Below are 7,828 nucleotides of genomic sequence, written 5' to 3'. Positions count from 1 at the left end.
ACTCAGGGCAGGAGCTGCTGGCGGGCGAAGCGGTGCAGGTCGGTGCGGGGCACGAGGGTCTGGAGTGTGATGGCGTTCGCAGGGTCCGCCGCGGGCCAGCGGACGTCGAGGGTGAGATGCTTGTACGCAGGCGCGCCATGGGCCGTGATACGCCATTCGAGGCGGTAGCGGTGCAACTGGCCCGGGATCTCCTCGCGGCCGGGGACGAGGATGTCACGGTACTCAGCCTCGGTCAGCTGGTCGCGGAGCCGGGTGAGTCGGGCTGTCGCCAGTGTGAGTGCTTCGTCGCGGGCCTTGGCCGTGGCGCTGGCGCTCAGCAGGCCGGCCTGCAGCCGCAGCGCACCCGTCAGGCCGACCAGGATCACCGCGAGCGTGATCAGTGCCTCGATCAGGGCGAAGCCGCGCCTGGTGCGCATGGTATCCATGGCACGCACGCTCAGAAGTCCTTCCAGCTGCCGGCGAACACGACCACGCCCAGTGGTGGCGGTTCGATGCGCCGGGGGGCACCGGGCGCGTGGCTGATATGGAACAGGCGGCTGGTGGGGCCGAGGCCGGCAAAATCGCCACCCACCGCGAGGCTGCCATAGAGGCGGACATCGCTCCAGCCGGGGCCGCCGCCGCAGTCGGCCTCGATCAGTACCAGGCCGACGATCTGTGCGCCGCCGCCGAAGGCCGGACAGCCGAGTTCCACCGGAATGACCAGGACGACGGGGCGCCGCGCACTCCCGAGGCTCATGCGCCAGGTGCCCGCAGTCAGATCCGCGGCCGTCGCCCACCAGTAATCCCGTTGCAAGGGTGGCACGCCGGCGGCGACCTGCGCCTCCGCCAGGGTGCGGAACGCGTCCCGGTCGATCGTCATGACCCGGTCCCAGAGCGTGCCGGGTGCGAAGGCATGGCCATGCACGGTGCCGCCGTGGAGGTTGGCAGCCTCAATGCGTGTGCAGGCCGCCGCGGCCGAGGTGCTCAGCGCGGGACCGGCAGCGGTGCCGTCGGCGTCCAGCGGGTAGAGGTCGCGCGCCCGCGACAGATCCGCGCAGCCGTCGACCACCAGCGGCGGCGCCTCTTCGCCCACGGCGGTCAACACGCCCAGCGGCAACAGGAACTGGCTGACGCGCGCCTCGACCTCGGGGTCGGTCGCCGGCGCCGCGCTCACCTCAGCGCGGATGTAGCCGCGCCACTGCGGCCGCCGTTCGAGGGCGATGTTGATGGCGAAACGGTCACCGGCGTGCGTGTGCAGCGGCGGGGGATTGCGTGACGTGGTGGCCAGCTCGTGCCCGTCGGCCAGGCGCGTCCACACCGGCCGCGCCTGTGCCAGCTCGGCCTGGGCATAACCGAGGCCGGCGCTTGCCGCCGCGCGCGTCTGCGCGGCCAGCACAGTATTGCGCACCATGCGCTGCTCCAGTGCCACCGTGTGCCCCAGCCCCGCCGCCAGCGCGACGATGGCGGTGATCAGTGCCAGACCGATCAGCAGGCTCGCCGCCCCGCGTTGTCGCCGGCCGATGTGCCGGTCACCCGGGTCGCCGTGAGTGCGTCTGCGTGGTTCCCTGGCGGCACTCATGTCAAGGCAGGCTCGCGGTCACGCGGTCATTGGCGATCAGCACCTCGGTTTCCAGTCGCAGCCGGATCCCGGGATCGGCACGGCTGCGGCCGGCAAGGGCGATGGTCACGCGCCGGCGCAGCAGGGCGGGGTCGCCACTGGCGCAGGGGCCGCCGTCTGCGCGCAGGTTCAGGCAACGCTGCTGCAGGGTGAAGTGCAGCGCGGTGACCTCGGTGTCCGGCTCGGTGAGTGCCTGCCAGCTGCCGGCATCGCAGGCGAAGGTGCGGCCACCGGTACGCAGCTGCAGCCGGCCGGTACGCAGGCGTACGCCGAACTGCTCCAGATTCGCCGTCGATTCGTGCGGGCCCGGCAGCCCGCCCGGGCCGACGCCGACGCGCTGGTCGCCGTTCAGGTCGTAGGCGTAGAGCAGGCAGGAGGCGGCCGCCTCGCCGGTGAACCGGTCAATGCGGATGTCGTTGGTGGCAGATTGAAAGGGATTGCCGGTATGCGGATCGATGCCGGGCTCGCCGGCCCAGTAACCGGCGCGCTGCAACTCGTCGCCCAACAGCTGCAGTACGGCACGCATCTCCTGATTGAGTCGGCTGACGCGCAGCGTGTCGGCGGCGGCGCGCACGTTGGCGGCATAGAGCTGCAGCGCGCCCGCGATCACGAACAGCCCGAGCGCGCTGCCGATCATCAGCTCCGTCAGCGAGAAGCCGCGTTGCGCGGGCCTCAGCATGGCTGAACGCCACCCGGCGCCGGCGCATCGGCCGGCGCGCAGATGCGCACCCGGCCCAGCGTGCTCACGCGGATCTCCAGGCGCTTGCCGCGCGCCGATGCCAGTGCCACCGTGCCGGCCCGCGCCGTGCCGCGCAGCGGGTCGAAGACCGTGAGCGTCCCGCCGCTGAAGCGCGCCGCGGTGATGGCGACGTGTGGGTGCTCGCGCTGCGTCGTGCGGTGCAGCTGGCGTTGTCGCGATGCATCCAGCAGACAGGCATCCGCGGCCCACCAGTCCCGTTGCCGGCAGTCACAAGGCAGTTGCTGGCTGATGCCGTAGCACCACGCCGTGCCCGGGCGAAAGGCGACGCCGACCGGCAGCGATGCATGCCGCGCGACCGCCTCGCTGCGCGCCTGACGCAGATCGGCGGCGAGCTGCCAGGCCATGGCCCGCAGCCGCTGGCTGTCGATGAGATCGGAGAACGCCGGCACCGCCCAGGTGATCATGATGGCCAGTACGGCCATGGCGGTGACGAGTTCGATGAGCGTAAAGCCGGAAGGGCCGCGATCATCCATGATCGAGTCTCCGTGTTTGAGTCTTTGTAACAGTCCGTGTCGTCGGCGTGATTATAGCCGCTCGCCGGGCTTATACTAGGGCGAATGGCGCGTCTGCAAGCCCATGTCTTGGAAAGTTGGCCACAGAATAATACGGAAGAATTTAGTATATGTGTCCAGGGCTCGCACCTGCGGTTTGGTCTCCGGCCTTTACACACGAGCCTTTTCCGTGTCATTCCGGGTGCTTCCGTGGCCAAGAGGGATTTAAATAAGGGGCATTACGAGTAGGGCGTATTCCGCATGCACGGTGGATGAAGTGCGGTTGATATCGGATTGATCGGAACGAATGTCTCGCGACTGTCAGTCACCGCGCCGCCTGCGAAATAATCATAACGACCGGCCAGGGAGGGCCCACCATGACACGACCCAGCCGCACGCGCGGCATGACCCTCATGGAGTTGCTGATCGCGCTCGCCATCGTGGCGCTCCTCGCGACACTGGCGTATCCCAGTTATCGCGACAGCTTGATGCGTGGTCGCCGCACCGACGCCATCGGCAGCCTGCTCGCACTGCGTGTCGCCGAGGAGACCTGGCGTGCTAATCACACCGCCTATGCGGATCTGCACGAACTGGGTCACGCTGCCACATCGGCGGATGGGTATTACCACCTGCAGGTACCGGAGCACACCGCGGCCGGCTTCCTGGCGATCGCCCGGCCGCGCGCCGATGGACCGCAGCGCGGTGATGCCTGCGGGACCTATGCTATTGACCAGCACGGTCCGGTGCTGACAGGTGGTTATGCCGACGCCGTCTGCTGGCGCCGCTGAAGGAGACGCGTAGTGACGGATTGCATCATCATCGGGGCCGGCCTGATCGGTATGCTGACCGCGCGCGAGCTGCGTGCCGCAGGACTGCGTGTGCGGCTCGTCGAGCGCGGCCGCAGCGGCGGCGAGGCGTCCTGGGCTGGCGGTGGCATCCTCTCGCCGCTGTACCCCTGGCGCTACCCCGACGCGGTCAATGCCCTGGCACGCTGGGGTCAGCAACACTATCCGCAGCTGCTCACCGAGATCCACGCGGCCTCCGGCATCGATCCCGAGTGGCAGGATTCCGGCCTGCTGATCCTCGATGCCGCCGAGGACGAACGCGTCTGGCCCTGGGCGGAGCGCTTTGGCGTGCGCATCGAACGCGTCGCCGCCGGGCAGCTGCGGGACCTGGAACCGGCCCTCGGCGTCTCGGTACCGCAGGCCTGGTGGCTGCCCGGGATCGGGCAGGTACGCAACCCACGGCTGGTGAAGTCGCTGCGCGGTGCCCTGGAAGGTTGGGGTGTCGATTTTCGCGAGCACCAGGGCGTCACCGGTTTCGGCGTCATCGGCAACCGCGTCGAGGGCATCTGGACCGAGAGCGGCTTCCTGTCCGCCGCGCACATTGTCCTCGCTGGCGGCGCCTGGAGCGGCGAGCTGCTGCGCTCGGTGGGTCTGCGGCTGCCCGTCGAGCCCGTACGCGGTCAGATGCTGCTGTTCCGCGGTACACCGGGGCAGGTGCGCCACATCGTCCTCGACCAGGGCCGCTACGTGATCCCGCGTCGCGACGGCCGCGTACTGGTCGGCAGCACCCTCGAGCATGTCGGCTTCGACAAATCCACCACCGCCGCGGCGCGCGACGAACTGCAGGCGGTGGCCCTGCGCCTGGTGCCGGCCCTCGCCGACTGCGAGCTCGAGCACCACTGGGCTGGCCTGCGTCCCGGCACGCCGGCCGGCGTGCCCTGCATCGCCCGGCACCCGACCATCACCAACCTATATATAAATGCCGGCCACTACCGGAACGGCGTCGTGCTCGGCCCCGCATCCGCACGGCTGCTGGCCGATATCCTCCTCGGACGCCCGCCGGAACTCGATCCACAGTTATATTTACCCAGTAAAATCATCGGGTAAGGTCGGTCTGGACTTTGTCTAAAACTTCGCCGTATACTTGATTCATGAAAAAACGACCGCCAAGACAGCCGCTTAGCCAGCAGCAGGCGATAGAGTTGCTGGCCAGCCACGGCATTCAGCCGACGCTGCAACGCCTGGAGATCGCCCAGGTGCTGTTCGCGCGCGACTGGCACCTGTCGGCGGACGACGTGCTCAGGCGGGTCAATCAGGAGAGCGCCCGGGTCTCGAAGGCGACCGTCTATAACACGCTCGGCCTGTTCGCCAGCCGTGGTCTGCTCCGCGAGGTGATCGTGGACCCGAACCGTGTGTTCTACGACCCGAACACCGACGACCACCACCACTTCTATAACATCGATACCGGCGAGCTGTTCGATATCGACGCCGACCGTCTCCCGCCCGTGACTCTCCCGGACCTGCCCGAAGGCACCGTCTCGGCGGGCGTCGACGTCATCATCCGTATCCGCAACCAGGCCTTCGGCTGATCCCGCCGGGCCGGATCGCCGGTTGTCTGAGCCCGGAGCTTTCTTCTATACTCCCGCCCTTGCGCCGTTGTAGCTCAGTTGGTAGAGCAACTGATTCGTAATCAGTAGGTCGGGGGTTCGACTCCTCTCAACGGCACCATAAACTTAAAGAGTTAGCGAAGCTCGCCTTGTGCGGGCTTTTTCGTGTAGCCGTTATTGTAGGCGGTCCCATCTCAAGTCAAATCGCTTGAGGGCATGACAGTATCCCTGTCCTGGCAGCACACATCACTCATTTGGAGTACGCAACATGGAGATACCTACTATTCAGAGAGTTGATGTTGGAATAGCCAGCTTTTTTTAGTTCGCAACTGGCGAATTGCGGAAGTTGGGCCGCTGGAATATTTGAACTATCTCAAAGGACTGCCTTGGTCCCAAAGCAGTAGCCCACATTAAGCGGTCTCACGAAAATAGCGCATCTGAAATCGGCGAGACCTGGACTTTGCAATTAACGGATTGATAGAGCCGGAGGGTTGGCGGGCGTCGGACGGTGACGAGGTGGACTGCTGTCGGTAAACGACCACCCACGAGACCTGGGTGAAAAGGGCATTTATCCTTCCTATATTTCAGAATATCTACATGATGACTGCCGCAATTAATTGAGTAATAGGCAAAAAATAATTCCGAATTGGTGACGAATTTTTTTACAGTAGGGTGTAGGGCGCGTGTCCTGTTAACTGACTGTTTAAACCGGCATTTCTCATTATGCACTGTTTATCGGGCGGTGAATGGTTGTCGAATAGCTTATCACTTGGAAGGTGACTCCACGCGTAATGTTTTATAACTATATGATAAATATAGATAAAATATTTCTGGCACCCTTCGTGCGTGAGTGATGGAACACAAAAATAGATTTATCTGCTGCATGTTTGGTTGTTGGAGGAGAATTTAAGGATGAAAACATTCTCGCGCACTGTTGGGGCGCTTGCGCTCGTGTCTGCGGCTTTTTCGGTGCAGGCTGCCTCGATTTCTTATTACCTTGACCAGTCCAACGTTCTAACGGATGGCGTTAATTATCTCCAGGTGACAATCAGCGACGGCGCAACGATTGGTGACATCAATTTCACAGTAGATGTACTAAGCGCTAATTTTCCCGGTCCATTACTCAGCAATTTTGGGATGCAGACATTTTCGTTCAATTACGACAACAGTCTCTCGATATCAACGGCTAATATTCAGGACGTAGATCCAGCTACTTGGAACATTACCGAGGATGCGAATGCTGGTGGTGGATTTGGTAAATTCGAATTCGAGTTAAGCGGTACTGGGGCAACCAGGACGACGTTGCTTACGTTCACGATAAGCGGTGTCACTGGCGATACCCTTTCTTCTTACGCAATCGGCTCTACCCTCAATCCATCTTCTGGGGAGTTTTTTGCTGCCCACGTTGCTGATTTCGCGATGACGAATGGTGCTACCAGTGCGCAATTCGCCGGTTCAACCCCTGTACCTGTACCTGCGGCACTTTGGCTGTTTGGCTCTGGCCTGCTAGGTCTAGTTGGAATATCCAGGCGCAAGAAAACTGCTTAATACACACAAAGGAATTAACAGAGACGGCGGCTTTGGTCGCCGTTTTTGTTTGTGCTAAAAATCTTCTTTTGGCCAATTGTGCTGTTGTTGAGGCATTGAATTTCTTCAGTCTCTAAGGCCGTAACCGGTCGAAAATGGTCTGTGAGTTGTTTTAGAAAGAAGTAGGGACAGATGTTTGCTTTTCTGGCGCCGTACAGTTATTGACAGAGCTCCAAGGAGGAGAAACCCCGCGCCCCTATGCGTTGAAGTTCCGTTAACGGGATAGTCCGAGCGTGTTAACGATAACGCCGTTAACGCGACCCTGGGCCTGTTGGATACGCCAGGTATGTATGCGCGTTGGCACGGTCACCACACCCGCCTCGGCCCCAAACACCTGATAGCCCCGCGGATCGTCATAGCGGTTAAGCCCGTCGCCCCACTTCTTGGCCAGCCCAATGAGGCGCGGTTGCCCCACGCCCCGTATGCCGCCCATCAGGCACACATAGCTCGCCCAGTCGTCAGTATCCGCCATCGCGAAGGCCTTGCCAAGAATGCCGGCAGGAGCGGCCTCGAGGCGCCACAACTTATGCCAGACGCCTACGGGCGGCCCGCCGATCTGCTGAAACTGCCGAATACCCCAGGTTGAGACCCAGGCCTCTAGCGGGTAGCGGAGTCTTTGGAGTCGCGGCCGTGCAGGTCAGCATCCAGGCCGAAACCGTCGATGTTCTTGGAGATGTACTTCGCGATGTAACCGGCCGCGGTGCCGCGGCTCCAGGCGATGGCCACAGCCGTGAGGCGGTGTTCGGCTATGCCTGCATCGCCTTGTGTGACCGCGTCAGGCAACCCATACTCACTGCAATGAACGCAGGGAGCACGCCGGCTCCCGGCGGATGGATGACCCAGGAGAATTACCATGATGCCGACGTCACCCCCGGATTGAGTAGCACCGCGATTTAGAGTCCAATCCTAACCGGAAGGAGGTTGGACATGAAGAAGCGGTTTACAGAAGAACAGATCATCGGGTTCTTGCGGGAGGCGGATGCGGGAGTGAAGGTCAAGGA

The 7,828-nt window shown here is 63.1% G+C and carries 8 protein-coding genes, 1 tRNA gene and 1 pseudogene; 5 read left to right on the top strand and 5 right to left on the bottom strand.

Features of this window, described 5'->3' with window-relative positions; genetic code table 11:
* Window positions 1-2 precede the first annotated feature (2 nt).
* The 4 genes from K8I04_07475 to K8I04_07460 are packed head-to-tail and all read right to left on the bottom strand — an operon-like array spanning window position 3 to window position 2,830.
* Window positions 3-425: a prepilin-type N-terminal cleavage/methylation domain-containing protein gene (locus tag K8I04_07475; GenBank protein ID MBZ0071550.1), complete on the bottom strand. Its 423-nt coding sequence runs from the start codon at window positions 423-425 to the stop codon at window positions 3-5.
* A gap of 11 nt (window positions 426-436) precedes the next feature.
* Window positions 437-1,558: a hypothetical protein gene (locus K8I04_07470; GenBank protein ID MBZ0071549.1), complete on the bottom strand. Its 1,122-nt coding sequence runs from the start codon at window positions 1,556-1,558 to the stop codon at window positions 437-439.
* 1 nt (window position 1,559) lies between these two features.
* Window positions 1,560-2,276 carry a prepilin-type N-terminal cleavage/methylation domain-containing protein gene (locus tag K8I04_07465; GenBank protein MBZ0071548.1) on the bottom strand — a complete coding sequence of 239 codons (717 nt, stop codon included), beginning with the start codon at window positions 2,274-2,276 and terminating at the stop codon, window positions 1,560-1,562.
* Entirely contained in the window at window positions 2,270-2,830 is a 561-nt protein-coding gene (locus K8I04_07460) for a GspH/FimT family pseudopilin (protein MBZ0071547.1), read from the bottom strand. Before K8I04_07460 ends, K8I04_07465 begins: the two co-directional genes overlap by 7 nt.
* A gap of 395 nt (window positions 2,831-3,225) precedes the next feature.
* Here K8I04_07460 and K8I04_07455 point away from each other — a divergent pair, with 395 nt between their 5' ends.
* The 5 genes from K8I04_07455 (at window position 3,226) to K8I04_07435 (ending at window position 6,788) form a co-directional block, all read left to right on the top strand.
* On the top strand, window positions 3,226-3,636 hold the full coding sequence (locus tag K8I04_07455; GenBank protein MBZ0071546.1) for a prepilin-type N-terminal cleavage/methylation domain-containing protein: 411 nt from the start codon (window positions 3,226-3,228) through the stop codon (window positions 3,634-3,636).
* 12 nt (window positions 3,637-3,648) lie between these two features.
* Window positions 3,649-4,740, top strand: coding sequence for a glycine oxidase ThiO (thiO, locus tag K8I04_07450; GenBank protein ID MBZ0071545.1), 1,092 nt, complete (start codon window positions 3,649-3,651; stop codon window positions 4,738-4,740).
* A 44-nt stretch (window positions 4,741-4,784) separates the two neighbouring features.
* Window positions 4,785-5,222, top strand: coding sequence for a transcriptional repressor (locus tag K8I04_07445; protein ID MBZ0071544.1), 438 nt, complete (start codon window positions 4,785-4,787; stop codon window positions 5,220-5,222).
* Window positions 5,223-5,285: 63 nt separating this feature from the next.
* A tRNA-Thr gene (locus tag K8I04_07440) sits at window positions 5,286-5,361 on the top strand.
* Between the two features lie 791 nt (window positions 5,362-6,152).
* Entirely contained in the window at window positions 6,153-6,788 is a 636-nt protein-coding gene (locus tag K8I04_07435; protein MBZ0071543.1) for a VPLPA-CTERM sorting domain-containing protein, read from the top strand.
* A gap of 253 nt (window positions 6,789-7,041) precedes the next feature.
* On the opposite strand, the pseudogene K8I04_07430 reads toward K8I04_07435, so the two are convergent.
* A pseudogene (locus K8I04_07430) lies at window positions 7,042-7,682 on the bottom strand (replication endonuclease).
* Window positions 7,683-7,828: the final 146 nt, after the last annotated feature.

It is taken from the genome of Gammaproteobacteria bacterium, assembly GCA_019911805.1.
Classification (GTDB): domain Bacteria; phylum Pseudomonadota; class Gammaproteobacteria; order Thiohalobacterales; family Thiohalobacteraceae; genus JAHJQQ01.
Note: the sequence above shows the minus strand (reverse complement) of the source record. Positions and strands in the feature narration are given on the sequence as shown.

Coding starts and splice junctions, on each gene's coding strand:
- K8I04_07435 (MBZ0071543.1), top strand. CDS start 6,153: ATGAAAACATTCTCGCGCACTGTTGGGGCGCTTGCGCTCGTGTCTGCG.
- K8I04_07460 (MBZ0071547.1), bottom strand. CDS start 2,830: ATGGATGATCGCGGCCCTTCCGGCTTTACGCTCATCGAACTCGTCACC.
- K8I04_07455 (MBZ0071546.1), top strand. CDS start 3,226: ATGACACGACCCAGCCGCACGCGCGGCATGACCCTCATGGAGTTGCTG.
- K8I04_07465 (MBZ0071548.1), bottom strand. CDS start 2,276: ATGCTGAGGCCCGCGCAACGCGGCTTCTCGCTGACGGAGCTGATGATC.
- K8I04_07445 (MBZ0071544.1), top strand. CDS start 4,785: ATGAAAAAACGACCGCCAAGACAGCCGCTTAGCCAGCAGCAGGCGATA.
- K8I04_07470 (MBZ0071549.1), bottom strand. CDS start 1,558: ATGAGTGCCGCCAGGGAACCACGCAGACGCACTCACGGCGACCCGGGT.
- K8I04_07475 (MBZ0071550.1), bottom strand. CDS start 425: ATGGATACCATGCGCACCAGGCGCGGCTTCGCCCTGATCGAGGCACTG.